The organism is Methanolobus sp. WCC5 (assembly GCF_045690325.1).
GTDB lineage: Archaea > Halobacteriota > Methanosarcinia > Methanosarcinales > Methanosarcinaceae > Methanolobus.
In genome coordinates this window covers 701,761-726,929 of record NZ_CP146981.1, presented here as the reverse complement: position 1 = coordinate 726,929, position 25,169 = coordinate 701,761, and the positions used below count along the sequence as shown (strand labels likewise).

The 25,169-nt window shown below is 45.8% G+C and carries 30 protein-coding genes; 16 read left to right on the top strand and 14 right to left on the bottom strand.

The genetic code is table 11. The annotated features are described in order from the left end of the window. The 4 genes from V7O64_RS03500 (at position 1) to V7O64_RS03485 (ending at position 6,694) form a co-directional block, all read left to right on the top strand. Complete coding sequence (locus tag V7O64_RS03500) at positions 1 to 1,071, top strand: TolB family protein (RefSeq protein ID WP_407356649.1); 1,071 nt, start codon at positions 1 to 3, stop codon at positions 1,069 to 1,071. Positions 1,072 to 1,164: 93 nt separating this feature from the next. Next, positions 1,165 to 2,262, top strand: coding sequence for a glutamine-hydrolyzing carbamoyl-phosphate synthase small subunit (gene carA / locus V7O64_RS03495; protein WP_407356648.1), 1,098 nt, complete (start codon positions 1,165 to 1,167; stop codon positions 2,260 to 2,262). Continuing rightward, the gene (carB, locus tag V7O64_RS03490; protein WP_407356647.1) at positions 2,262 to 5,486 is read left to right on the top strand and encodes a carbamoyl-phosphate synthase large subunit; all 3,225 of its coding nucleotides are present in this window, start codon (positions 2,262 to 2,264) and stop codon (positions 5,484 to 5,486) included. The genes carA and carB overlap by 1 nt, the downstream gene beginning before the upstream one ends. Before the next feature lie 26 nt (positions 5,487 to 5,512). Then, positions 5,513 to 6,694: an argininosuccinate synthase gene (locus V7O64_RS03485; protein ID WP_407356646.1), complete on the top strand. Its 1,182-nt coding sequence runs from the start codon at positions 5,513 to 5,515 to the stop codon at positions 6,692 to 6,694. A gap of 57 nt (positions 6,695 to 6,751) precedes the next feature. Here the strand turns inward: V7O64_RS03485 and V7O64_RS03480 are convergent, their stop codons facing one another. Both V7O64_RS03480 and V7O64_RS03475 read right to left on the bottom strand, forming a co-directional pair. Then, entirely contained in the window at positions 6,752 to 7,099 is a 348-nt protein-coding gene (locus V7O64_RS03480) for a DUF86 domain-containing protein (protein ID WP_407356645.1), read from the bottom strand. Further along, entirely contained in the window at positions 7,096 to 7,407 is a 312-nt protein-coding gene (locus tag V7O64_RS03475; protein WP_407356644.1) for a nucleotidyltransferase family protein, read from the bottom strand. The genes V7O64_RS03480 and V7O64_RS03475 overlap by 4 nt, the downstream gene beginning before the upstream one ends. A gap of 178 nt (positions 7,408 to 7,585) precedes the next feature. Here V7O64_RS03475 and V7O64_RS03470 point away from each other — a divergent pair, with 178 nt between their 5' ends. Beyond that, complete coding sequence (locus V7O64_RS03470; RefSeq protein ID WP_407356643.1) at positions 7,586 to 8,989, top strand: ATP-binding protein; 1,404 nt, start codon at positions 7,586 to 7,588, stop codon at positions 8,987 to 8,989. A 559-nt stretch (positions 8,990 to 9,548) separates the two neighbouring features. Here V7O64_RS03470 and V7O64_RS03465 read toward each other — a convergent pair. Both V7O64_RS03465 and V7O64_RS03460 read right to left on the bottom strand, forming a co-directional pair. Further along, the gene (locus V7O64_RS03465; protein ID WP_407356642.1) at positions 9,549 to 9,914 is read right to left on the bottom strand and encodes an MmcQ/YjbR family DNA-binding protein; all 366 of its coding nucleotides are present in this window, start codon (positions 9,912 to 9,914) and stop codon (positions 9,549 to 9,551) included. 113 nt (positions 9,915 to 10,027) lie between these two features. Continuing rightward, positions 10,028 to 10,453 (bottom strand): GNAT family N-acetyltransferase, encoded by a 426-nt coding sequence (locus V7O64_RS03460; RefSeq protein WP_407356641.1) that lies wholly within the window; start codon positions 10,451 to 10,453, stop codon positions 10,028 to 10,030. A gap of 218 nt (positions 10,454 to 10,671) precedes the next feature. Between V7O64_RS03460 and V7O64_RS03455 the strand changes: the two genes are divergently transcribed. From V7O64_RS03455 to V7O64_RS03440, 4 genes are all read left to right on the top strand, one after another. Continuing rightward, the gene (locus V7O64_RS03455; RefSeq protein ID WP_407356640.1) at positions 10,672 to 11,001 is read left to right on the top strand and encodes a hypothetical protein; all 330 of its coding nucleotides are present in this window, start codon (positions 10,672 to 10,674) and stop codon (positions 10,999 to 11,001) included. A 297-nt stretch (positions 11,002 to 11,298) separates the two neighbouring features. After that, positions 11,299 to 12,093, top strand: a complete 795-nt coding sequence (locus V7O64_RS03450) for a basic amino acid ABC transporter substrate-binding protein (RefSeq protein ID WP_407356639.1) — start codon at positions 11,299 to 11,301, stop codon at positions 12,091 to 12,093. A gap of 202 nt (positions 12,094 to 12,295) precedes the next feature. Beyond that, positions 12,296 to 12,994: an amino acid ABC transporter permease gene (locus V7O64_RS03445; protein ID WP_407356638.1), complete on the top strand. Its 699-nt coding sequence runs from the start codon at positions 12,296 to 12,298 to the stop codon at positions 12,992 to 12,994. Then, complete coding sequence (locus V7O64_RS03440; protein ID WP_407356637.1) at positions 12,981 to 13,703, top strand: amino acid ABC transporter ATP-binding protein; 723 nt, start codon at positions 12,981 to 12,983, stop codon at positions 13,701 to 13,703. Before V7O64_RS03445 ends, V7O64_RS03440 begins: the two co-directional genes overlap by 14 nt. Before the next feature lie 65 nt (positions 13,704 to 13,768). On the opposite strand, the gene V7O64_RS03435 is transcribed toward V7O64_RS03440, so the two are convergent. Beyond that, the gene (locus V7O64_RS03435) at positions 13,769 to 14,263 is read right to left on the bottom strand and encodes a GNAT family N-acetyltransferase (RefSeq protein WP_407356636.1); all 495 of its coding nucleotides are present in this window, start codon (positions 14,261 to 14,263) and stop codon (positions 13,769 to 13,771) included. A 149-nt stretch (positions 14,264 to 14,412) separates the two neighbouring features. Here V7O64_RS03435 and V7O64_RS03430 point away from each other — a divergent pair, with 149 nt between their 5' ends. From V7O64_RS03430 to V7O64_RS03415, 4 genes are all read left to right on the top strand, one after another. Beyond that, positions 14,413 to 14,586: a hypothetical protein gene (locus V7O64_RS03430; RefSeq protein WP_407356635.1), complete on the top strand. Its 174-nt coding sequence runs from the start codon at positions 14,413 to 14,415 to the stop codon at positions 14,584 to 14,586. Between the two features lie 23 nt (positions 14,587 to 14,609). Further along, entirely contained in the window at positions 14,610 to 15,413 is an 804-nt protein-coding gene (locus tag V7O64_RS03425; RefSeq protein ID WP_407356634.1) for a DUF1638 domain-containing protein, read from the top strand. A gap of 4 nt (positions 15,414 to 15,417) precedes the next feature. After that, positions 15,418 to 15,930 (top strand): peptide-methionine (S)-S-oxide reductase MsrA, encoded by a 513-nt coding sequence (msrA, locus tag V7O64_RS03420; protein WP_407356633.1) that lies wholly within the window; start codon positions 15,418 to 15,420, stop codon positions 15,928 to 15,930. A 79-nt stretch (positions 15,931 to 16,009) separates the two neighbouring features. Beyond that, entirely contained in the window at positions 16,010 to 16,246 is a 237-nt protein-coding gene (locus V7O64_RS03415) for a cytochrome b5 domain-containing protein (RefSeq protein ID WP_407356632.1), read from the top strand. A gap of 30 nt (positions 16,247 to 16,276) precedes the next feature. Here V7O64_RS03415 and V7O64_RS03410 read toward each other — a convergent pair whose 3' ends face one another. Further along, positions 16,277 to 16,528 carry an ATP-binding protein gene (locus V7O64_RS03410; protein WP_407356631.1) on the bottom strand — a complete coding sequence of 84 codons (252 nt, stop codon included), beginning with the start codon at positions 16,526 to 16,528 and terminating at the stop codon, positions 16,277 to 16,279. Between the two features lie 57 nt (positions 16,529 to 16,585). Here V7O64_RS03410 and V7O64_RS03405 point away from each other — a divergent pair, with 57 nt between their 5' ends. After that, on the top strand, positions 16,586 to 17,050 hold the full coding sequence (locus V7O64_RS03405; RefSeq protein WP_407356630.1) for an adenylyltransferase/cytidyltransferase family protein: 465 nt from the start codon (positions 16,586 to 16,588) through the stop codon (positions 17,048 to 17,050). 171 nt (positions 17,051 to 17,221) lie between these two features. Here the strand turns inward: V7O64_RS03405 and V7O64_RS03400 are convergent, their stop codons facing one another. From V7O64_RS03400 to V7O64_RS03365, 8 genes are all read right to left on the bottom strand, one after another. Then, positions 17,222 to 18,364: a pyridoxal phosphate-dependent aminotransferase gene (locus V7O64_RS03400; RefSeq protein ID WP_407356629.1), complete on the bottom strand. Its 1,143-nt coding sequence runs from the start codon at positions 18,362 to 18,364 to the stop codon at positions 17,222 to 17,224. A gap of 48 nt (positions 18,365 to 18,412) precedes the next feature. Further along, positions 18,413 to 18,817, bottom strand: coding sequence for a 6,7-dimethyl-8-ribityllumazine synthase (gene ribH, locus V7O64_RS03395; protein WP_407356628.1), 405 nt, complete (start codon positions 18,815 to 18,817; stop codon positions 18,413 to 18,415). Positions 18,818 to 18,885: 68 nt separating this feature from the next. Continuing rightward, positions 18,886 to 19,350, bottom strand: a complete 465-nt coding sequence (gene ribC, locus V7O64_RS03390) for a riboflavin synthase (protein WP_407356627.1) — start codon at positions 19,348 to 19,350, stop codon at positions 18,886 to 18,888. A gap of 12 nt (positions 19,351 to 19,362) precedes the next feature. Continuing rightward, positions 19,363 to 20,514: a pyridoxal-phosphate-dependent aminotransferase family protein gene (locus V7O64_RS03385; RefSeq protein ID WP_407356626.1), complete on the bottom strand. Its 1,152-nt coding sequence runs from the start codon at positions 20,512 to 20,514 to the stop codon at positions 19,363 to 19,365. 162 nt (positions 20,515 to 20,676) lie between these two features. After that, on the bottom strand, positions 20,677 to 21,234 hold the full coding sequence (locus V7O64_RS03380) for a CBS domain-containing protein (protein ID WP_407356625.1): 558 nt from the start codon (positions 21,232 to 21,234) through the stop codon (positions 20,677 to 20,679). A gap of 116 nt (positions 21,235 to 21,350) precedes the next feature. Beyond that, positions 21,351 to 21,809, bottom strand: coding sequence for a membrane-binding protein (locus V7O64_RS03375; protein ID WP_407356624.1), 459 nt, complete (start codon positions 21,807 to 21,809; stop codon positions 21,351 to 21,353). Positions 21,810 to 21,891: 82 nt separating this feature from the next. After that, positions 21,892 to 22,836: a calcium/sodium antiporter gene (locus V7O64_RS03370; protein ID WP_407356623.1), complete on the bottom strand. Its 945-nt coding sequence runs from the start codon at positions 22,834 to 22,836 to the stop codon at positions 21,892 to 21,894. A 131-nt stretch (positions 22,837 to 22,967) separates the two neighbouring features. Further along, positions 22,968 to 23,669 (bottom strand): PEF-CTERM sorting domain-containing protein, encoded by a 702-nt coding sequence (locus tag V7O64_RS03365; protein ID WP_407356622.1) that lies wholly within the window; start codon positions 23,667 to 23,669, stop codon positions 22,968 to 22,970. 325 nt (positions 23,670 to 23,994) lie between these two features. Here V7O64_RS03365 and V7O64_RS03360 point away from each other — a divergent pair, with 325 nt between their 5' ends. Together V7O64_RS03360 and V7O64_RS03355 are read left to right on the top strand one after the other, a co-directional pair. Then, positions 23,995 to 24,870, top strand: coding sequence for a damage-control phosphatase ARMT1 family protein (locus V7O64_RS03360; protein WP_407356621.1), 876 nt, complete (start codon positions 23,995 to 23,997; stop codon positions 24,868 to 24,870). An 11-nt stretch (positions 24,871 to 24,881) separates the two neighbouring features. Then, positions 24,882 to 25,070 (top strand): CooT family nickel-binding protein, encoded by a 189-nt coding sequence (locus tag V7O64_RS03355; protein ID WP_407356620.1) that lies wholly within the window; start codon positions 24,882 to 24,884, stop codon positions 25,068 to 25,070. Positions 25,071 to 25,169 lie beyond the last annotated feature (99 nt).

The following is a 25,169-nucleotide window of genomic DNA, read 5'->3' as shown; positions in this document are numbered from 1 at the left end:
ATGTGGCGTCCTTTTTCTGTCAGGCACGGATTATTTCGCAGGGTACTCTTCCTGCTTATTTTTCTTATTATACTTGCATCATGCGCATCAGCTGATTTCCTTATAGACAATGATGTAAAGCTGACCAGTACAACCAATGCAAACCATCCTTCCTGGAGTCCGGATGGTACAAGGATAGTATATGCTGCAAACCAGGCCATATGGGTGATGAATAGTGACGGGTCGGGACAGAAGAAATTATATGACGGAATGTCCTGGGAAGGGGATCCTGAGTTCAATGAGGACGGCACAAAGGTATACTTTGCCACTGAAAGCAAGAAGGCATATTCAGCCCGCTATATAAGTATCCACGTGATGGACTCTGACGGCAGCAACAGCTACAAGCTCACCGAAAGCTCGGATTCCAGGGCACCATCAATAAGCCCTGATGGCAGCAGGCTGGTGTACACATCCCGTGCTTCAGGGAATTATGATATGTGGGTCATGGATACCGACGGTACGGACAGATCAAGGCTTACCGACGCGCCGGGTGATGAGAGCTCACCTTCATGGGATCCCGATGGTACAAGCATTGTCTACTCATCCATGGGTGACATATTCTCAGTCAATGTTAACGGAAAAGGGCCTTTAAGGCTTACTGACGACCCGAACAACAACATTGAACCCTCATATAGTCCGGATGGAACGATGATAGCCTATGCATCTGACATAGGAGGGGATTATGACCTGTGGATAATGGATCCTACAGGCAATGCACACGTGCAACTGACAACTGACAGGTATGTTCAGAGAGCACCCGCATGGAGCCCGGATGGTAAAAAAATCGCATATGTGTCCGACAGGGATGGAGAATACAATATATGGGTCATGGATATCAGGGTAGAGGAGATCGGGTTTGGGATTGCAGAAGATATCATGGAAGTACAGGAAAGTGAACAAAGTAATAGCTATGCTGTGAAACTGAAGGATTATGCAGCAAGCGAGCCTAAAAAGTTCATAGGTATAATACTTTTGCTGTCTTTTGGATCTGTTGTCTTTATAGTAGGTTCCTTTATGCGCAAGATATCATGATCATTTAAATGGCCCCCACTCCTTCTATTAAAATTTAAAATGTCATCGCAACGCTTATAGCCTATTCCTCACATGTATTCGCAGGTTCTTAAGATGAATGCAGTACTAGGATTAGAAGATGGGACAATTATAAAAGGCACCGGTTTCGGTGCTGAAGGTATCGTTTCCGGGGAACTTGTTTTCACAACTCAATATACTGGTTATGAGGAGGCACTCACAGACCCTTCATATAAAGGCCAGATCCTTATGTTCACCTATCCCCTCATCGGAAATTACGGCGTCAGCGACAACTGTTTTGAATCCGATGGTGTAAAAGCTGAAGGTCTTGTGGTCAGGGAGGCGTGTCCCGAGCCGTCCCACCACATATCAAAGAAGACCATTTTCCAGCTCATGGAGGATGAAGGCAAGCCCGGCATTGCAGGCGTGGACACACGTATGCTAACTATAAAGACCCGTGAACACGGAACTATGCGTGCGGCTCTCATCAACGGAAGTGATGACGGTGAGGAGGCAGTAAGGCTGGCCCGCGCGCAAAAGAGTATTTCGGATATCGATCTTATTTCACAGGTCACCTGTCCGCAGCCTTTCAGGCTTGAAAGTCCCTGCAGGGACCCGAACAATCCTCTCAATGTGGTCCTTGTGGATTGCGGCCGTAAGCTGAGCATTGAAAGGAGCCTGCTGGCAAGGGGCATGGATGTGACCGTAGTACCGGGTAATGCCCCGGTCTCAATGATCGAATCCTTTGAACCGGACCTCCTGTTCTTCTCCAACGGACCGGGAGACCCGTTGCGTGCACAGGATGCAATATCGGCAGTGGATCATTTTGCAGGTGAGCTGCCAATAGTGGGCATTTGCCTGGGCCATCAGATAATATCCCTTGCACTGGGGGCCGAGACATATAAGCTCAAGTTCGGACACAGGGGAGCTAACCAGCCTGTGAAGGACCTGGAATCGGGTATCGTGCACATAACATCCCAGAACCATGGCTTTGCTGTGGATGGCGATTCCTTTGAAGAGGCGGAAGCAGAGGTAACACAGTTCAATACCAATGACAGGACAGTGGAAGGTATCGCCCACAAGTACCTGGATATTTTCAGTGTGCAGTACCATCCGGATGCGCATCCCGGACCTATGGATACGGAGAGGATATTCTTTGAAAAGGTCCTTAAACTTGCAGGAGGGAAGAAATAATGCCAAAAAGCCAGGACATTAAGAAAGTACTCCTGATCGGTTCAGGACCTATTATGATCGGACAGGCTGCAGAATTTGATTTTTCAGGAAGCCAGGCATGCAGGTCACTCAAGGAGGAGGGTCTGGAAGTGGTGCTTGTCAACTCCAATCCTGCAACCATTATGACAGATCCTGAAACAGCAGACGCCGTCTACATCGAGCCCCTTGAAGTAAAGGCTGTGGAGAAGATAATTGCAAAAGAGAAGCCTGATGGTATAATCGCCGGTCTTGGCGGACAGACCGGTCTTAATATCACAAGTGAGCTTGCAGAGCAGGGCATCCTTGAAAAATATGGTGTCAAGCTCCTGGGAACGAACCTTGATGCCATCAAGAACACCGAGGACCGCGAGCTATTCAAGAGAGCAATGGAGCGCATTGGTGAAAAGGTCCCCCGCAGCAAGGCCATATCAACACTCAGGGAAGCCGAGGAACTTATCGATGAGCTGGGACTGCCGCTGATCATCCGCCCTGCATATACCCTTGGAGGGGCTGGCGGAGGTATTGCCCGTTCCAGGGAAGAGCTTCTGGAAATAACGGAAAGGGGCCTTCGGCGCAGTCGTATAAGCCAGGTGCTCATAGAGGAGAGCGTACTTGGATGGAAGGAGTTCGAGTACGAGGTCATGCGTGATTCCAATGATACCTGTATAGTTATCTGTAACATGGAGAACCTGGACCCGATGGGCGTCCACACAGGAGAATCCATTGTAGTCACACCTTCCCAGACCCTCAATGATGAGGAGCACCAGATGCTCAGGACCGCCGCTATCAAGATAATCAGGGCCTTTGGTATAGAAGGGGGATGTAACATCCAGTTTGCTTTAAAGGATGGCGAGTATCGTATCGTGGAAGTGAATCCCCGTGTATCGCGCTCCTCGGCACTTGCATCAAAAGCAACGGGTTACCCCATTGCCAGGGTCACGGCAAAGATAGCCATCGGAATGACCCTGGATGAGATCCTCAACGATGTCACAAAGAAAACACCGGCATCATTCGAACCCACCATAGACTATGTCGTCACCAAGATCCCAAGATGGCCTTTCGATAAGTTTGTCAATGCCGACAAGACCCTCACCACCTCCATGAAGAGCACCGGCGAGGTAATGGCTATTGGGCGCACCATTGAGGAATCACTTCTTAAAGCTGTGCGCTCCCTTGACATCAATATGGACTTTGGAAGCGATGAGTGGTCAGCCAGTGAGACAAAGACCCTGCTCCAGACACCTACCAGCGAGCGCCTGTTTGTTATATATCATGCTCTTTGCAATGGTTTTTCTGTGGAGGATGTGTCCGCACTTACGGGGATCGACATCTTCTTCATGAAAAAGCTGAAGAATATCATCGACATGGAGGATATGGTAAGGGAAGAAGGCTTCTGCGGAAAGGTTTCCGATGACCTGCTGCTGGATGCAAAACGCATTGGTCTTACTGATGCACGCATTGCAGAGCTTACAGGCAAGACCCGTGAAGATATCAATGACCAGAGGCGCAAGGCAGGCATAACCTGCACCTATAAGATGGTAGACACCTGTGCTGCGGAGTTTGCAGCAGAGACACCATACTATTACTCATGTTACGAACAGATGTGTGAGGCAGAACCCACTAATCGTAAGAAGGTACTGATACTTGGCTCCGGCCCGATTCGAATAGGGCAGGGGATCGAGTTCGATTACTGCACGGTCCATGCTGTTGCCGCGATACGTGAGGCCGGGATCGAGGCCCATATCATAAACAACAATCCGGAAACTGTCTCAACTGACTATGACACATCCGACAAGCTCTTCTTTGAACCTCTCACCCTGGAAGATGTGATGAATGTTATCGATAAGGAGAACCCGGACGGGGTGCTTGTGCAGTTCGGTGGACAGACATCGGTGAACCTGGCACTTCCCCTTGAGAAGGAACTCAACAGGCGCAGTGACCTGAAGACCGTGATCATGGGAACATCTCCTGCGAACATCGATGTTGCAGAGGACCGTGAGAAGTTCAACCTGATGATGAACAGACTGGGTATCAACCAGCCTGACGCAGGTTATGCCACATCCCAGGCACAGGCGGTCGAGATAGCCACAAGAATTGGGTTCCCGGTACTGGTGAGGCCTTCCTATGTGCTTGGTGGGCGTGCGATGGAGATCGTCTACGACCAGAATGACCTGGAGCGTTACATGCGTGAAGCTGTCAAGGTCTCCCCGGAACACCCTATCCTCATTGACGATTTCCTTGAGGGAGCCGTTGAGATAGACGTGGACGCAGTGTGTGATGGTAAGGACGTGCTTATTGGCGCCATCATGGAGCACATAGAGGAAGCAGGTGTACACTCAGGCGACTCTGCATGTGTTATTCCTCCGCAGTCACTTTCAGAGGAGATCCTTGAGATAGTACGTGATTACACTCGTAAGATAGCCCTGGCAATCAATGTTAAAGGTCTTGTGAACATACAGATGGCAAAGAAAGGGGACAAGGTCTATGTCCTTGAAGCAAACCCCCGCTCAAGCAGGACAATACCTTTCGTGTCAAAGGCAGTTGGTCTTCCCCTTGCAAAGATAGCCGCCCGGGTGATCATGGGACAGAGCCTGGAGGTGCAGGGTTATGCATCACGCAATGAACCAAAGGTCAGGCACGTATCTGTGAAAGAGGTACTTCTGCCCTTTGACAAGCTTCCCGGTGCGGATCCGGTGCTCAGCCCCGAGATGAAGAGTACCGGAGAGGTCATGGGAATTGATTATGATTATGGCAGAGCTTTCTTCAAGGCGCAGCTCAGTGCCGATAACCTCCTTCCTCTTACGGGAAAGGTATTCATCTCTGTAAAGGATGAGGACAGGGAAGAGCTTGTTGATGTTGCACGTAAACTTGCGGACTCGGGTATTGAGTTGCTCGGTACCAAAGGCACGGCAGATTACCTTGCAGAGTTTGGTATCGAGGTGGGAATAGTGAAGAAGGTCCATGACGGCAGCCCCAATGTCATCGATATGATGCGCAGGTATGAGGTCGCCCTGGTCATCAACACTCCAAATGATAAGCTCTCAAGGGAGGACAGCTCAAGGATACGCCGTGCAGCGGTGGATTTCAAGGTGCCCTATATCACCACCATACAGGCAGCTGTGGCAGCATCTGATGCCATCGTGGCCATGAAACAGGGAGAGGGCGAAGTTAAATCGATAAATGAATATCACAGGGAGATCGCATAGATCCCCCTCATCCAGGATAAGATAGAATGACCAGGAAAGTAGTACTTGCTTATTCAGGCGGGCTTGACACTTCAGTGTGTATCCCCCTGCTCAAAGAGGAATACGGCTACGATGAGGTAGTGACGGTAGCTGTGGATGTGGGCCAGCCGGAGGCGGACGTTAAGCAGGCAGAGGATAAGGCTCAGAAGATCAGTGACAAGCACTTCACCATTGATGCCCGTGAGGAATTCGTCAATGATTATATCTTCCCCCTGATCAAGGCCAATGGTGACTATGAAGGGTATGTGATGGGCACATCCATCGCCCGCCCGCTCATTGCCAGGAAGGTCGTTGAGATAGCAAAGCAGGAAGGTGCTGTGGCACTTGCCCACGGCTGTACCGGCAAAGGCAATGACCAACTGCGTTTTGAGGCTGTGTTCCGTCTGACAGACATGGAGGTCATCGCACCCATGAGGGACATGAACCTCACCCGCGAGTGGGAGATCGAGTATGCGAAAAAGCACGGCATACCCGTGACCGTGACCGCCGCAAAACCCTGGAGTGTGGATGAGAACATCTGGAGCCGCAGTATTGAAGGCGGTAAGCTGGAAGACCCGGGTTTTATCCCGCCGGAGGAGATATACCAGTGGACGGTTTCCCCCGAATCAGCACCTGCAGGCCAGCAGCTTGTCATAGGTTTTGAGAATGGTATCCCGGTATCCCTCGATGGCCAGAAAATGAGTGGTGTGGAGCTTATCGTGAAGCTCAATCAGATCGCAGGCTCACACGGAGTTGGAAGAACGGATATGATCGAGGACCGCGTACTCGGACTTAAAGCTAGGGAGAACTACGAGCACCCCGCAGCCACCGTGATCCTGACAGCTCACAAAGACCTTGAAAAGCTGGTGCTCACAAGGGCCGAGCTCAAGTTCAAGAAAAGTGTGGATGAGCAGTGGTCAGAACTTGCCTACTACGGCCTGGTGGACGAGCCGCTCTACCACGACCTGAATGCCTTCATCAACAAGACCCAGGAACGTGTTACAGGTACTGTCACCGTGAAACTCCACAAAGGCAGCGTCATCATTCTTGCAAGGACATCCCCGTATGCGTTGTACTCAGAAGACCTTGTGTCATTTGACAGCGCCAGCATCGACCAGAAGGACGCCGAAGGGTTTGCCAAGTACCATGGCTTCCAGGCCAGGATGTACAGGAAGGTTGTTGAGAAGTAGGATCGTGTGCCGAGGAGGCATACGATTTATTTTTGATTTCTTACGACAAAGCCGTAACTATTTGAGTTCTTCAAGCATTTGGCGGATTTTAGGTTCGATGACGGTTACTTCTTTTGTCACCGTTTTCCACAATATGTCCATATCAATTCCAAAGTATGCATGTATGAGTTTATCGCGCATTCCGGAAATATTTCTCCAGGGAACTGAGGTATGGTTGGTTTTGATCGAATCAGGGATATTTTTTGTAGCTTCACCTATGACCTCAATTGCTCTGATAACAGCAAACTGTGTTTTTTCATCCTCGATAAATTGTTCATAAGTTAAACCCTCGATAAATTCATCCAGTTTGCTTATGGCATAAAGGATGTCATTTAGATAGTCAGTTGTCTGACGTCCTTTTTTCATACTGGTACTGCCTCATTCAGTATGTTTTTTCCAATATCAGGCTTCAAGGCACTTTTTAGCACCAGGTCCACCTTTATTCCCAAAGTGTCTGAAAGGTAATTTTCAAGTTCGACGAATTCAAGAAGTCCAGGGGCTTCATTGAACTCGATCAATACATCAAGATCACTGGCATCCGTCTGCTCTCCCCTTACATAAGAACCGAAAACAGCAAGAGATCTAACCTTGAACCTGTCTTTCAGTTCCGGTAACAGTACATGGAGCTGTTGAATGTATTTCACTGTTATGTCAGGTTTGAGTAATGGGGACATATGCACCTGACATTTTGTTTTTATTGTATTAATTAATATCGAGATAATGCCCTGGCACCCAACCGGGCAAGAAATATTCCTATGTCTGCAGACTCTATTCATCCTGTATCTTTCAAGATTTATCTGATCTATTATCAGGCGATTTCGCACTTCTTCCCAAACAATGATTATAAATATAATGATTACAAAAATAATCATCATGGAATTCTACAACCGCGAGAAAGAACTCGCCCTCATGTCCCTCCTAGACAAAAGCAAGCCATCCTTCCTTGTAATAACCGGCAAACGAAGAGTCGGGAAGACCGAGCTTATCAAACAGTTCAGCAAAAACAGACACGCACTCTACTTCTTTGTGGATAGCAATAAGAGCATTGACATACTCATGGACGAGTTTGACAGGCTGCTCAGGGAAGAAATGGACCTGCCAGGTTACATAAATGTCAGGGAGCCTGAGAATTTCCTTAAGTTCATCACATCATATGACCGGGACCTGATAATTGCCATCGACGAATTCCAGAGGTTCCTCAAGGTCTATCCTCCTTTCATCACCCAGCTACAGAGATACTGGGATATGAAGGCGGACAACTGCAGGGTCTTCCTCATCGTGTCGGGCTCTTCCATCGGCATGATACGTAAGATCTTCATTGAGGCGCAGGCGCCGCTCTTCAAGCGGGCCGACAACATCCTGACCCTGCGGCCTTTCACTGTTCACGAGACCTTTGCCATGCTTAATGGCATAGGTATCACGGACCTGCAGGAAAAGCTGAACATGTATTTCCTCTTTGGGGGAACTGTTTACTATTACCGGCTCTTCGAAAAATACCAGTGCATGGGATTTCTTGATGCTCTTGAAAAGCTTGTGTTTAGCGAATTTGCACCGCTTAAAGGTGAGGTAAGGGACATCCTCATCGAAGAATTCGCAAAGGAGCACTCCACATATTATGAGATAGTATCTGCTATATCACAGGGAAAATGCTCCATGAGCGAGATATCAGAAATGACACATGTATCCTCAAGTTCCCTGTCGCCATATTTCTATGATCTCACAGACCTGCTCGGGATAGTAGAATACCGGATACCTGTCACGGACAGTCCTAAAAAAAGCAAAAAAGGCAGGTACTTTCTCAAGGACAATTTCTTCAGGTTCTATGGCCGTTTCATATATCCTGCATTAAGCCAGTATATGGGTGGTAACTATGATCCGATAATGGAAAAGGTACTGCAGGAGTGGCAGAGCTACACCGGGAAGCTGTTTGAGGACATGTTCAGGGAAATGATAGCCGGGGAAATCTCATCCGACTACCGGGATATCGGAAGCTGGTGGAACCGGCGGGGAGACGAGATAGATATCCTGGGGATAGACCGCGAAAAAAGAAAGGTCCTGGCAGTGGAGATAAAGAACAGGGAACTTACCGGGAATGAGGCAAGAAGTATTCTTCACTCTACTGCGGAGAAGATCAAACTGGTTGAGGGGGTAGCCGGGATGGAATTGAGGACCGGGATAGCTGCCAGAAAAATAGAAGGTCGTGAGGCACTTAAAAGCGAAGGCTTTCTTGTATGGGAAATGGGGGATTTCCTGTAGGATTACATACTTTGCATCCTTTTATCCGGTTCATGCGTCTTATTCTTTGTAGAGGGGCCTGTAGAAATCCCTTGATGCATCAAAGCCGGCCTTACTGTCCGAACCCAAACGTCAAATCTCATAATGATGATGCTCATTATATATTAAAAGATAGATATATTTATATAGTTGGGAATAATACTAGGATTTGCAGTCACACAATCCAGGTGCTTGGAAGGTGAATGCATGGCCGATCGGTGGTACGATATGAGCTAATCGGAAAAACGCTGAAACAAAAAACGGATAACAATAAAAGAACGTTAACGGACCCATTCCCTCTCTCCCCACAAAAAAACGCAGGGTCTGTTGACGTTCAACCTTTCAGCGATCCAATAGATGGAGTATGAGCAGAACCGGGGTGATGTTCCTTTAGGAACGGGGTTATTGTCAAAAAGGGGTTATTGTCAGCATTTCAGGAAAGCGGCGGGGTTTCCGCTTTCCTCTCTTCAGGTAAGATCATCGTTTTTCTTCAGTTCTCTGATGCTTTCTTCCATAGCATTTTTTCTACAATACTGAAAGATCACTTTTTTTGTTCCAGCAATTCCTTCTGCAATTTCTTGCTCAATGAATTCAATACCAGTTCATACGACATATCTATCATCTGTTTCAGGACATCATCAGGCACATCACCATCCAGATACACCGAGTTCCAGTGTACCTTATTCATATAATATCCCGCAATAATATGCTGATATTGCTCCCGCAGGGATTTTCCGATCATTGGCTCGCCTTTTAAGGTGATTATCTGGTTCTTTTCCTTATCTTCGCCCTGTAAAGCAAACATTTTACCTCCAATGAGGTATCTTGTCGCATCCCACTCCACTTTAAAATCTTTTTCTGCCCCCACTTTTGAAAGACAGTATTCATCGATCCACTCGTATTTCATGTAACTCCTCCATTATTTATGTTTATTCAATTTAGATTTGTGGCATACATGTTTATAGCGCTGGTAAATTTGCAAAACGCAATTTAGAAGATCAGCTTAGAAAGATATCCACATCATCGGATCCTTCGGACCATTGATATGTGGTCTATGCCTGCATCTTTGTAAACATCACCATATGCAAAAAAACCGAACCTGCTGTAGAAACCGGTTGCGGCTACCTGAGATGACAGATAAAGTTCCTTTGCTCCAATTGAGATCGCTTTTTCAATTAGACTGTCCATCAGCAGGCTTCCAAGTTGCATGCTGCGATATTCCCTGAGAACACAAACTCTTCCGATAATAAAGGACCCATCCTGTTCAAACAATCTTCCGGTGGCAATGGGTTTTAAATTTTTGTATATGACCAGATGCAGGGCGTTTTCATCATATTCATCTATCTCAAGCTCTTCATCTATCTTCTGTTCATTAACAAAAACCTCCTTGCGGACCTTATATGCATCACTGAAGTTCTCATATCCTGCTGTCCACTTCATTTTCATTTTGAAATTAACCCCTTTATTTTGACATTTACTTTTTTACTTCATCATAACATTAGATCTGATATCGTCCTTATTCTGATCTCTTTGTCAGTAATACGTACTTGTTCTTATTCAAATATGTTAACAGGGAACTTCAATTGTAGAAAAACTTAAGTAAGATACGGTTTATCCGTAGCCGTCTATAGAATATATAGAAATATAGATAACGGAGACATACTATGAATAAATACTTAAGCATACTTTTAGTTTTCCTGATGATCGGACTTGTAGCCGTATCAGGATGTGCTGACACGGCTGATGGACCAGCTGCAGATGACCACGGAGCAGATGATGTAGATGAAGAAACATCTGATGATGTCACTGAGGAAGGAACAGAAGCAGTAGATGATGTGCTAGGTGATGAAGTCACAGAAGATGCGACAGAAGAAGGAAATGCAACAGATGGAACAGCAGATGAAGTTACAGAAGAGACTGTAGATGAAGGATCTGCAAATGATGATGCAGAAGAAGCAGAAGAAACTGTTACCAATGAGACGACAATGGAATAATCTCTTTTGAACCATTGATACATGTCCTGGTTTTGTCACCGAAAACCATTTTGTGACATTCCAGGATGTATACTTAACATCCGTTCCTGTTTTTCAGGATACTTCTATCTATTTTCTGCAGCAATATTATTCTTGTGCATTAATATTGTAAATATTCGATCATCATTCAAAATACTTTTGTATTTTGTCTTCTTTGATGCTTTTTTCAAATTTTCAAATAGAAAACCTTAAGTTAATTGATAATTTATCCATATTGCTCTATATTCTATATAGGGCATCTTTTCAGGGAGGATTAAAATGAAAAAATCACTGAGTCTTTTATTGATAGGATTATTGATCTTAGGATTAGTTGCTGTTTCCGGATGTACGGATACGGCAGGAACAACAGGGACAGATGATGAGACGGTATCTGAGATGCCTGTTTATGTGGTAGGGACTGAACCATATTTCCCGCCGTTTGAGTATGCAGATGAGAACAACAGCAACGAGATAATAGGTTTTGACATTGACCTGATCAATGCAATTGCAGCAGACCAGGGCTTTGAAGTAACATGGAAAGACCTTGAGTTCGATGCCCTTATCCCTGCACTCCAGTCAGGACAGATAGATATCATCGCTTCAGGTATGACCATCACCGAGGCCAGAGAAGAATCCGTGGACTTCAGTGCTCCTTATATCAACGCAGGTCTTGCACTGGCAGTTGCGGCCAATAACAATGATATACAGAGTGTTGATGATATTCAGGGAAAGGTTGCTGTGGTCCAGCAGGGCTCAACCGGAGCTGCAAAGGCTGATGAACTGAAGGCGCAAGGCCTGATAAGCGAGGTCATATACCTTGCACATGTCAGTGATGTCATAATGAGCCTCCAGAACGGACGTGGGGATCTCACGATAAATGACCTGCCGGTAACAAATGCTTTCATCTCCCAGAATCCGGGTGTCATTAAGATAGTCGATGACCAGATACAGAGCGAATCATATGGTTTTGCTGTCAGGACCGGGAACACTGAGCTGCTTAACATGCTCAACGAAGGGCTTGCCAATGTGCAGGCAGACGGAACCTACGACCAGATAACGGACAAATATTTCTAAAGCGCTTTTCTGAACATCTGTTTACAGAATATGCAGGATCCTTTGCATATTCTTTGTTTTTATATTCAAGTGCCATATCCATTTTTATATCCTGGTTGAAAAACCCAGGTTTGCGGATACACATCGATATATTTATATCCCGTTCATGTATGCCTACTTATAGAAAACCACATCCTTCTCATCTTCACAAAAAAACGAGGTAATGCCCTTGTCCCTTTTATCAACATATCTTGAACACATGATCAAAGTCTTACCTGACCTGATAGCAGGGTCAATGATTACCATTGAAATCACTTCCTTTTCCCTGTTCTTCGGAATGATACTGGGAACCATATCGGGTCTTGGAAAACTTTCCCGCAAAAGGATATTCAGGTATCCAAGCATTGTTTACATTGATTTTATACGTGGTACACCTCTGCTGGTTCAGATATTACTTTTCTACTATGGTATCCCGGGCCTCTATTCCAATGCAACGGGTAATCCGATGAACATAGACCCGATAATTGCAGGTATTATCGTATGCAGTATAAACAGTGGTGCCTATATTGCAGAGATAGTGCGTGCTGGCATACAGTCTATAGACAGGGGGCAGATGGAAGCAGCGCGTTCCCTGGGCATGAATGAAAGTATGGCCATGAAGGAAATAATCCTTCCCCAGGCATTCAGGAGAATAATTCCTCCCCTGGGTAATGAGTTCATAGCCCTTTTAAAGGATTCTTCACTGCTTGCAGTCATCGGTGTACACGAGCTGCTAAAGACAGGGCAGCTTTACATTTCCAGGACATTTGCTGCATTCCCTGTATATATAGCGGTGGCATTGATGTACCTGATACTGACCATCCTGATATCACGGCTGGTGGCATATTCAGAAAGGAGGCTTGGTGTAAGTGATAGAAATTAAAGACCTTCACAAGCAGTTCGGAGAACTTCAAGTATTGAAGGGTATCTCTATAGACATTAAAGAGAGTGAAGTGGTCTGTGTCATAGGCCCATCCGGCTCGGGTAAAAGCACCTTTTTGAGATGTATCAATTTACTTGAGATGCCAAGCTCCGGTGAGATTTTCATTGATGGCGAAAAGATAACAGACAGGAAGATCAACATCAACAAGATACGTGAGGAAGCAGGCATGGTGTTCCAGCATTTCAACCTGTTCCCTCACAAAACAACTATCCAGAACGTGGCCCTTGCACCCATTAAGGTCAGGAAGCTCTCAAAGGCCGAAGCTGAAAAGCGAGCCCATGACCTGCTGAAGAAAGTCGGACTTGAAGATAAGGCCAACGTCTACCCATCTGCATTGTCCGGTGGCCAGAAACAAAGGGTTGCAATTGCAAGGGCCCTTGCCATGCATCCTAAGCTAATGCTGTTTGACGAGCCAACCTCAGCTCTTGATCCTGAGATGGTTGGTGAGGTGCTTGGGGTCATGAAAGACCTTGCGCAGGCTGGCATGACCATGGTGGTTGTCACACATGAGATGGGTTTTGCAAGGGAGGTTGCCGACAGGGTGCTTTTCATGGACGATGGTCTTATAGTCGAGCAGGGAACCCCGCATGACATATTCTCCAGTGCAAAGCATGAAAGAACTCGCTCATTCCTGAGCAAAGTACTTTGACCAACTGTTGAAACGGGCACATGAAGGATAATTGCAGGCATGTAAGCTTTCTGGAATACAACCTGTTATTTTCTTTGTGCAAGTTCTTCTATGCCTTTCTTTTCCAGTCTGTACAGAAGCCATTCTTTCTGCAGCTCCCCGCCAAAGTGCTCATAGAATCTCCTTGCAGGATTCCAGTCAAGTACGCTCCACTCCATTCTGCCGCAATTACGTTCTTTTGCTATCTGAGCGCAGCGTACCATGAGTTCTTTTCCCACACCAAGACCACGAAATCGGGGGTAAACGAATATATCCTCTATATAGAGGCCGGGTTTTCCGGCAAAGGAAGAAAAATTATGGTAAAATATGATGAACCCGGCAGTTTCTCTATCTACCTCTGCTATTATGGTCTCAGCATAAGATCTTTCACCAAAGAGGGCCTGTCTTAGATCATCCTCTGTTGAAAGGACCCTGTCACTTAGCCCCTCAAACCGGGCCAGTGACCTTACAAGATCCATGATAAGCGGGCTATCCTGTTCTTTGGCCGCTCTCACAGTAATGTTATGTTTAACGGGATTCATTTCCATGTTCTTACCTTTGATATATTATAATTCCTTTGATCTAGTGTAATCAATATTATCCTGTATTAAGAGCGTTAACTTCTCATGCTATTAGGAACACAGGTATTTTTAATGAACTGCCCGAAGGTGTGCAGTCATAGAGGAAAAAGATGCATGTTGCAAAAATTGTGATAATAAGTCTTGTTGTCTTTGTACTGGTGACCATAATAGTTACCGGAGCGCTGCAGGACAGGATCTTCTTTTCATTATTTGTCGGCATTCCTTTCGGGTTAGTGGCCTTTGTACTGAGCTTTATCTACATGTACAGGCAAAAGAATGAATAATGAACAATTAAAAAGGTAGCAATATGCCATTACTTACAATACTGTCGTGCAAGATACTGCAGGATGAGATCGTACACATCCTTAACAATGATCCTTCGGTGAATGAAATACTGGTCGTTAGTAACGGACATGAGCAGGATCTCACGTCAAAACTTCAGGTCACCGGACTGGATTACCGGCTCCTGTCCCCGGAAGAACTATCCGCGGGTGCCCAGGTTCACAGAGGTGACCCATGTAATTACAATGTCATGGTGTACATGGTCGAGCTTGCACTGCATGAGTTCCCCAAGATGCTCAAAACAGAGGTATACAGGCTCGTAGAGAAGCTGAGTGGATGTTCCAGCGGTATACTCATGTTCTATGGGCTTTGCGGCAACGTGTTCGACAAAATAGAAGCAGACTTTGCACACCAGGAATCAAGTTGCCCTGTAAGGATACTCAGGGATGACACACGCATTGTGGACGATTGTGTGGGTGCTACACTTGGTGGTTGCAGGGAATACCTGGCAACTCTTAAGAGGTTCAGTGACCAGGGTACATTCCTTTTTACTCCTATGTTCGCACATACCTGGAGGGAAATAATGCGTGTGGATCCTCAAAAACCCGAAAAGACCATAGAGATGCTCAGGAAGGTCAATGAGATCACCGGATACAGGAGGGTTGCCAAGATCCGGACCGGTCTGTCCTATACGGAAGATTTCGATGCCAAGGTGGATGAGTTTGCAGAGATATTCGATTTCGAGGTCCTGGAGATAGAGGGGGGACAGGACATATTCGAGAACTGTTACCATGCGATAAAGAATGAGATCGCTGGAATCGGAAGGTGATTAGATGATATCAAGAGATGAATTGCTCAGGCAGGGTTTCCAGATAGCTACCTTCGCAGCAGGCTGCTTCTGGGGAGTGGAATCTATCTTCAGGAAGGTAAAAGGCGTGAAGTTCACACAGGTGGGCTACACCGGCGGGAAAAAAGAGAATCCCACCTATAAGGAAGTGTGCAGCGGAAACACCGGACACGCAGAAGCAGTGGAACTTGTTTTTGATCCTGCGGTGGTGTCATACAATAAATTACTGGAGCTCTTCTGGGAATTGCATGACCCGACCAGCCTTAACAGGCAGGGACCGGATATCGGGACGCAGTACCGTTCAGCCATATTCTACCATAATGCGGACCAGCATCATGCTGCCATAGCCTCAAAGACACAGCTGCAAAGGTCAGGGAGATATGACGGGGAGATCGTGACTCAGATAGTTCCTGCAGGGCCATTTTACCGTGCAGAGGAGTATCATCAGCAGTATTTCGAGAAAATGGGCAGGGAAGGCGGATGTATCATAAAGTATTGAAAAGAAGGGGAGAACGGTTTCTCTGCTAAGATACCCAAAAGCCTATAAGTTTAAAATCAAATGTATGTGTGGTGAAGATATGCAGGAATTCACACTTGAAGAAGTTGCAAAGTTTAATGGTAAAGACGGGCAAAAGGCATATGTCGTATATGCAGGTAATGTCTATGATGTTAGTGAAAGTGATTTCTGGGATGGAGGGGAACATATGGGATTGCATGAGGCAGGAGAGGACCTGACAGAGGCACTTGATCTGGAAGCTCCTCATGAGACCGATGCACTGGAGAACTATCCCATTGTGGGTACCATCAAAAAGTAGAAGTACTATGTCAAAGGGTTCGCGGAGGATCTAAAGGGGTAATTCGAATATGAACGATGAGCCTTTATCAGGTTCGCTTTCAACACGAATGCTTCCTCCGTGCATTTCAACATATTTTTTGACGATAGCAAGTCCCAGTCCGGTTCCTTCGAAATTTCTATTAAGGGCCGAGTCCACCTGCCTGAAAGGCTGGAAAAGGTTCATCATGTCATCAGGGTAGATGCCTATACCTGAGTCTTTTACACTTCTATTCTGACATTGTCCGCTATCCTTTTGTTTCATTCTGTATGGAAATCATGATGATCCAAGATGATGAATTCAGAGCTATCTTTATAAGTTATGCCTGTTTATAGGGAGCGGCATACAGGTGATGTTTTGGTAAGAGTACTTGCAACAGGGACATTTGATCTGCTTCATCCGGGGCATATCCTCTATCTTACTGAGGCCAGGAAGATGGGCGATGAACTTTATGTGATAGTTGCCAGGGGATCTATGGTCAGACATAAGCCAAAACCTATAATCCCCGATCTTCAAAGGGTTGAAATGGTCGCTTCCCTTAAGGTGGTCGATAATGCTGTTCTTGGAAGTGATTCTGATATTTTTGAGCCTATTATGGAAATAAGACCTGATATTATTGCACTTGGTTATGATCAGGGATTTGATATCACACAGCTTCAAGAACAGTTGCATGAGAGGGGCTTTGATTGTAAGGTCGTCAGGGTTGAACGATCCCTTTCCTGTCCTCTGTGCAGCACCGGAAAGATCATTAAAAGTGTACTTGAACGCTACAACAGATCAGATTGAACCTGCGTCACAATCAGATTGCATGATTGCCTTTATCGCATAATGTAGAAATTCAATATGTAACTATGAAACCCAAACATTATGTAACTATGAAACTCAAACGATATGTAATATAAAGATCAAAATAAGTTGAAGTCCAAATAGGTTAAAACAAAGAAAGAAAGATCAGGATCATGCAAGCGCTGATCCTATCCTTTCAAGGCCTTCTTTTATCCTGTCCAGTGATGTCGCATAGGATATTCTTATGAAATCCCTGCCACTTTCACCGAATGCGGACCCTGGTGTGACTGCAACGTGAGCATCTGTCAGGAGTTTTTCTGCGATGGCATCACCATCCCCATACTCACTTACATCTGCAAATGCATAGAAGGCACCGCCTGGTTTCTGGCACTTGATACCTAGTGAATTCAGACCATCTACAAGAAGATCGCGCCTGGCCCTGAACATCCCGACCATTTCATTTACCGGGTCCTGTGCTCCTTCCAGGGCAGCAACACCTCCGTACTGTACAAAGCTTGTTGCACTGCTTACAGAATGGGATTGTATCTTTAACATTCCCTTTAATATGTCAGGTTCTGCGCAAACATAGCCAAGTCTCCAGCCGGTCATTGCGTAGGCTTTGGAAAAGCCGTTCACTGTTATGGTCCTCTCCTGCATCCCCTCAAAAGATCCAATGCTTAAGTGCTCCCTGTCGTAGATGATCTTTTCATATATCTCATCTGAAAGCACAAGGATATCATTATCTATTGCCAGGTCTGCAATTTGTTGCAGGATCTGCCTGTCATAGACAGCTCCGGTGGGATTTCCCGGACTGTTGACAACGATAAGCTTTGTCCTGTCGGTGATATATTCTTCCATATCAATAGGTGTAAATCCATCTTCGGGGTCAGTAGGTACCCACACTGTGTTGGCACCTGCGAATTTAATGGCAGGGTCGTATGAGACCCATGCAGGATCAAAGAGGATGGCTTCATCCCCGTCATCAAGCACTGACATCATTATTTCAAAGATGGCCTGCTTAGCACCAGGTGTTACAAGTATATCCGAAGCCTTTGCATCAAGTTCGTTCTCTGTGCGAAGCTTTTGGGCAATTGCACTCCTGAGTTCTGCAATTCCGGCTGCAGGTGTGTAATGTGTCTCTCCCCTGTACATTGCATCTGCAGCAGCATCACAAATATGTTTCGGGGTATCGAAATCCGGTTCACCGAGAGTGAAACTTATAACATCGATACCTTCTTCTTTCAATTTGTTGGCAATGCTTGCAGCTTTTATCGTTGCCGATTCTTCAACACGCTCTAATCTTGAGGATGCCATTGAATATAACACAACCATTTTAGTAGTTAGTAGTTAGTAGTTGATCTTTCAGAGACGTTGTACCAGTTTGACTGCCGCTTCCACACCACGCTTTGCATAGTCAAGACGCTCGTGGGCTTCCATCCTGGTCATTCCAGGTCCGGCAATTCCCAGTGTCACAGGCTTGTTGTATTCCAGGGAGAGATCGGTGATCTTTCTTGCAGCATGCTGGACTACGATCTCATCGTGTTCTGTTGCCCCTTCTATTACTATTCCCATAGTAACCACTGCGTCAATGTCATCACGTTCACAGAGCTTTTTGATGGCCAGGGGCATATCGTATACTCCCGGCACCAGGATCTTCTCCACAACCTCTGCACCCAGGAATTTTGCATGTTCCTCACCTAACAGTTCCATCTGGAATGTAAGGTCCCTGTTGAATTCAGCTATTACAAATCCCAATCTTATTGTCATAATGATCACTTAAAAGCCTTAATTGCTTTATATCTAATTACGTTTTCTATATCTGTTCCTTGCTGGCATCATATCCTTGCAGGTCCCATATCCCTGAATCCCTGCCTCTGGCCGGTGCCGGCTTCCTTTATCAGTTTGTCAGGTGCGAACAGCATTTTCACAACGTTGATAGCATGTTCCCTTGACCTCTGGTCCATGAGGAATGCAAGTTCCTTTTCATCCCTTGCTTCATCCTCATGGACGAATACCTCTATGATATGAGTATTTGTCATAAGCTGTGCCTGGATTATTCCGGTGGATGCTTCGTGGGCACAGATCTTATCCTGTTCCTTACTGCCAGGCATTCCAAGGGCCATGACAATATCGCATTTTTCTTCTTCTATAAGTTTTTTGGCTGCAACCGGCAGGTCCTTGATACCCGGGACCGTCCTGCGTATAATCTTTGCAGAGACGTTCTTCTCTATCTCATCAATAGCTGCCTTGCCCATATTGAAGCGTGCGAATGTAGTGTCTACAACCCCTATTGTTGCCATGCTCATCTTCTCTCACAGAAGACTGTCCAGAACATCACTGGCAGCTTCCACGCCTTTTCCAAGTTCTGAAATTACCCCTCTCTTTTTGAGGACTACTTCAAGTTCCTGTATCGTAAGCATTATGTCCTTTGGCTGGACATTGCCCATGCTTCCTATCCTGAATATCTTGCCACTGAGCTGGGACTGGCCACCGGCTATTGTGATACCCCGGTTTAGCATATCCTTCTTTATGTCATTTCCAGAAACTCCTTGCGGAGCCTTCATAGCACTGACAGTGTTGGAATAATGGCTGTGTCCGTCTTTAAGTTGCGGGAACATCTCCAGGCCCAGTGCAGCGGCTGCAGCCCTTACTGCTTGCGCACATGTCACATGGCGATCTATCCTTGCGGCCATGCCTTCTTCCTTTACGATATGGAGTGCTTCCTGAAGGCCAAAGAACAGAGGTACTGCCGGGGTATAGGGTGTCTGTGATTTATCGCCGCTCTTCTTGTACGCCTTAAGGTCAAGATAATAGGGCATTCTTTCCTTGTCCACCATGGCATCAAAAGCCTTCTCGCTGACCGAGATCATTGAAAGTCCGGGTGGTGCAGCGATGCATTTCTGTGAACCCACAACCGCAATATCGACACCCCATTCATCGGTGTTTACAGTATCTCCTCCAAGGGTTGTCACGCCATCCATGATAAAAAGCGCATCATGCTTCTTTGCAAGCTTGCCGATCTCCTTTGCAGGGTTCTGTATTCCAACAGAGGTCTCATTGTGGACAAGGGTAACGGTCTTTGCACCTTCTTCAAGTTTCTTTTCAACTTCATCAAGATCGAAGGAATGGCCCCATTCGTTCTCCAGTGGGTTGACTTTTCCGTATCTTGCAGCTATATCCTTGAATCTCTCGCCGAATTTGCCGTTCTCAAGGGTGACCACCACATCATCCTTGCCTGTTGTACATCCGATAGCTGCCTCCATTGCGGCGGTGCCTGAACCGCTGATGATGAATATGTCGTTCTTTGACTGGAAAACATCAGCCAGGATCTCACAGCAATCATCATACATTGCTGCAAATTCAGCTCCCCTGTGGTTGATCATGGGTTTTGACATCGCTCTGAGAACCCTGGGTGCTACCGGGACTGGTCCCGGCATCATAAGAAGTGTATCTTCAAGATCCATATTAATCTCCTGATAATCTGCCTGTAATTGCAATTTAAGTGATTTTATGTAGCGTGCCGATGTGAAACAGCTCATTTTCTCAAACGAACCGTCTTTCAAAGGCAACTTTTGCCAGATATGCAACCCTATTATATAATCTTAGCCAGACACAACACTGAAAGCCTAATCGCTCAACAATTTCAGTACGTCGTACTTTGTCACGACCCCGGTGACCTGACCGTTTTCCAGTACCAGTACGGCGGGATGTTTTTCCAGCATGTAGGATGCTGTTTTCACATCAGTGTTAGGTGAGAGTGCAGGGAATGAATCTCCCATTATGTCCGCTATCTTCATATGGGATACCACAGAGGTCTTTTTATCGGCCATTGACCTGACGATCATGTCTTCTGCTATGCTGCCAACGGAAATACCGTTCCTTATAACAGGTATCTGTGATATGTTATATTCCTCCATGATATGTACGGCCCTGTCGATACTCTCCTCAGGTGATACCGATATCAGTTCACAGTTCATTATGTCTTTCAGGCAGATGTCTTCTTTCTCTATCTCATTGAACACATCTATTATCTTCTTCAGTGTAGATAATCGTGGGTCGACATCTCCTGATTCTATTCTTGCTATAAGTGGCTGGCTTACACCTGCACGTTTAGCAAGGTCGTTCTGTGTAAGGCCCAGATCTATCCTTTTCTGCTTCAGTTCATCGGGTAGTGGGAGTTGCATACTTATTACCCATGGTAATTATCCTATTTAAAACCAGTTAAAGAAAACAAATGACATCCAAAAAAAGACAGGCGTTAACATAAAGGAAGGTAAAAGGAAAGAAGATAGAAGGAAGATCAGGAATTCGTGCTGAATTCCATCACATTACCCTCATTGTCTGTCATTGTGACCTTCCCTTTCATGGCTTTCATTTCTGACAGAATGTTGCCATCCTTGTCGTAGGCTGTCCAGATGAATGATTCATCGTCCTCATTTGACCAGAGATATTCCATCCTTACCGTCCCATCCTCATCCGGGACACTGGTCTCATATACAGCATGGCACATCTCGATCCCTTCGACAACTCTGGTACCTACTACTTCCATGGTTACCAGTTCCCCGGAGCTGGGGTTACTTAAGGTCCAGACAGTGCCCACAGGGCAATTATCATCTGCAGATCCTTCATTATAGGTAACTTCGTATTCGTTCCCGTCTTCATCTTCAAACTTGATGTTCGGATCTTCTTTATCGCTACATCCGGACACTGCCAGTGACAATACCAGTAATATAAGGAATACTATCATTTTCTTTTGCATAGAACACCCCTTTTTGAAAGAGAGTGATATTTGTCCCGATTTAAATGTATCGATTTTTTCCGGAAATTTCCCGGAAATGGATTCAGTTGTAAAGCGAGAACAGTCCGGTCACATATCCAAGGTATACTCCGAGTATAAGTCCGCCTTCCCACCTTTCCAGTTTCTTTCCCGTGATCCCGAAGATCAGGAGCAGCACCATTATAATTATCATTAAAGGAAAATCGTACTCAAGGGATTGAGGCAGAATACTCAATGGTCTGATCTGGGAAGATACCCCCAGGATGAGCGCAATGTTCATTGTATTGGCTCCGAGTATATTACCTATGGATATATCCTGATGTCCTTTCAATGTAGATGAAACAGCGGTGATAAGTTCCGGAAGTGATGTTCCAAGAGCTACCAGGGTAAGGGCTATTATCATCTCCGGGATACCTAACCATTCTGCGATGGTTATTCCTGAATCGACAAGGATGCGACTGCCGGCCACAACAAGGACTGCACCGCTGACAAAGAGCATTATGTCTTTTTTCAACTGGCTCAGAGGGACCTTCTTCCTTATACCTTCATTACCGTCAAAAATAGCACGTTGTAGCCGGACATTATAATACATGAAACCTGCGAACACAGTCAGCAGAAGTATTCCGTCAAAGGGTGATATCACACCGTCATATGCCACAACTATCAGAAGCAAAGCAGAGAAGAGCATGAAAGCACCTTTACGGGTAAAACCATGGATCTCCACGGGTATTGCTTTGATTGCAATTATTAAACCCAGTACAAGGCCTATATTGCATATTGCTGAACCTACAGCGTTCCCCACTGCCATATCTACATGGCCCATGTACGCCGCCATCGCAGAAACGGTAAACTCGGGTGCAGTAGTTGCAAAGCTGACGATGGTAGCTCCTATGATTATTTTGGGAATACCGCTCTTCTGGGAAATGGATACCGCGGATTCTACAAACCAGTCTGCTCCTTTTGTGATCATCAGCAGACTTATGAGCAATAATGCAACCGTTACAAGCATGAGGGTCTCTATATATCCTCAATGGATTTAAAGTAAGTGACATTATGTGCTGACATTGCCACAATTTGCATATATGCACAAATCCGGGACAGATCCCAAAAAGGAACCTTTTGAGGGTTCCTCAGGATGCTTTACTCTTTACGTCTTCCGTAAATGAATGCAAGTCCCAGGATCGCAAGCATCGGAATGGCTATTGTCGGGAACTCGGGTATCTCGTTGCTTTCAGGTATTGTCCGCTCGGCTTTTTCATTTTCTTCATTTTCTTCTTCTGCTCTTTCATCTTCAGGAGCAGGGTCAGTTGAAGTAATAGCTCCTACTGCATCCATGTCTGCACCTTCATATGAAGTGCCTTTGCTAAGGCCTGTCAGATCTGTCAGTTTCACATAACTGTACTTTTCTCCCTGGATAACGCCTTCTATCGGGTCAATGTCAAAGAGGGTTTTCTTATTGGCATCGCCTATCTTTATCCAGTTCTGACCGTCAGTGCTGATAAACACCTCCACCTGTTCTCTTGCAGAACTGCCTGCTTCAAAAACTGCCAGGTCGTACTGGCTGTCACCGGATGTTGTCAGGGCGTTATCCGTGAACTTAACAACTATGTATCCTTTGTCTCCAAGGCTCACATATTTCCCGTCAGGTATTCCAAGTATCCTGCTAATGTCTCCTGAAGCTGCTCCGCCGTTTAGCTGATAGTCTGCTACCTCATCAGCAAAACAAACCGCTCCAGCAGGGAACTCTACTCCGCGATAGGAAGCTCCAAGCGCCGTGCCTGTTGCTGCCAGGCAGATCAATATCATGACCACTGGGATCAGTAATTTTCTTACATGTTTCATTGGATTTACCACCATATCTATTATTTCGGCTCATGCCGGATGTTTCTGTCCTGAATTATTAATTGTTTATAAGTTTTACGAAATTTGTTTTTTATGTATATCTTACTGATAAAATAACATCAATAAAAACAAAATTTCATTATCTCTGCTTAAAATAATTTGAAATATTTTTTACCTTCCACAATAGCAGCAGATCCTGAATACCAGCGGGTCCGGCACAAAGTAACAGGGCCGTGCAAAGCATTTCCTTTTGCAGGTATCCTGCAAGGTTAAGCTTATTGCACATGATAAAAATACAGAACAGACAACCTACAGGAATGGTCCTATGAAAGTTCACCCAAGATGTTCGTATTGCCTGCTATCCAGGGTCCATCTGGAAGCGGAACTGTCAACAGATGATGAAGAGCTAATGCACAAAGCGATCCTTGGCGGCATTGAGGTATTGAACTCACTGTACCGGCCGGGCATGCCTGCCGCAGAACTCTCAACTCCTATGCACAGGAAAGCCTATGAGATACTTAACGACAATGATCCCTACCGTGCAATGAAGGAGCTGAGCAGCCAGACTGCAGCCAGGTTCCTGCCTGTCATACGTTCTCATGTTTTCAATGGGGGCGGAGATGATGCCGGGACTTTCAAACGCGCTATCCTTGCAGCTGTGATAGGCAATTATTTCGATTACGGGGTCATGGGACTTGAGGTACCCATTGATGTCTTTGATGAGACTTTCCGGGAACATTTCAGGCGTGGGCTTGACATTGATGATACTGACCGCATGCTGGACAAACTGAGCAATGTCGTGTATCTGGCTGACAATTGCGGTGAGATACTCATTGATACTCTTGTATTTGAGATCATTCGGAAAATGGGCGGGAAGATCACCCTGGTTGTCAGGGGCGCACCAATACTTAACGATGTGACGATGGAAGAGGTCCGGGAGTTTGGTATCGATCTAATGGTCGACAGGGTGCTCACGACCGGTTCCAATGCGATCGGTGTTCGTTTTGAAGAAGCTCCGCAGGAGCTTAAGGATGCGCTTGGTGGTGCATCGCTGATCATCAGCAAGGGAATGGCAAATTATGAGACCCTGTCAGAAGAGAATTATAGGCCGATAGCATATCTACTTAAGGTGAAGTGCGATCCTGTGGGAGAGGACATAGGCGCACCAAGGGGCTGTTCAGTGGCCCGTTTACTTGAATAGGAGGGATATTGATGTGTGAACTGAAAGTTGTCATGGTGGATGGTGAGACCCGCAGCACGGTCATGGAATCAGTGACAAGGATAATCGTTGAAGGGGATGATATAGGTCTTTACGGTATATTTGGGGAGCAAGAGTCTGTAAAAGGTTCTATCAAAGAGATAAATTTTACAACGGGAGAGGCTATTATAGTTAACAGCTGAATTCAAATAGTACTTCACAAGTGAGTTTAAATTTTAATACGAAGATATGATAATGTGATGATCCGATCACATGTCGATGATGTTGAAGCAGAAGTCAGG